The organism is Peribacillus sp. P4_C12 (assembly GCF_056402095.1).
The window spans coordinates 1-601 of sequence record NZ_JBFUIB010001158.1; the positions used below are offsets into that span (position 1 = coordinate 1).

1 pseudogene is annotated in these 601 nt (G+C 36.3%); it reads left to right on the forward strand.

From position 1 onward, the window contains the following. Window positions 1-481, forward strand: a pseudogene (locus tag AC1DUW_RS31920) (MerR family transcriptional regulator); the annotation flags it as partial. Between the last annotated feature and the right edge of the window lie 120 nt (window positions 482-601).

Consider the following 601-nt stretch of genomic DNA (forward strand, 5'->3'; position numbering starts at 1 on the left):
CTATGTATTCAGTGGCTATTCGCTTGCGATGCTCAAGAAGGTTAGAAAAAGAATTGAGCGTATGAATCCGAAGCCAAATGTCCTTTATATTTTGAATTCTGATTTAAATCTGCCATTGAAGCCGCTTAGCATCGATGTTTTTGTGGATAGTTTTACAGCAAATGATTTTTCACTGCTCAATCCGCAGTTCCCAATTCATGTTCTAAAAAACTATTTCCATAGCAGTTCAACAATTGTCGGCGGGTACTCCTATTATGATAGCTCGGCCAAATCCTTGAAAAATATTTTAGCCTTATATCCAAATTCCCACGAGCATATTTTATATCCAAAATACATAGAAGAAAATATATCAGTTAACGGATTTCAAATCACGCAAAGTGAAAATATCGGTTACTGTACAGATCCAGGACCTTTTTTTGATTATCATGTAATAGACGAAAAATTCCACATGCTAATGTATTTGGCTAGTACGAAAAAATAGCATACAAAAAAAGGCTGTCCGAAAAGTAGGCTAGTTCACGGATGAGACAGCCCCTTGTAGCTAAAATGGTTCTGGTGCGAAAACTTCAAGATCATTCCAAGTAATCTCTAAATCTTGGAC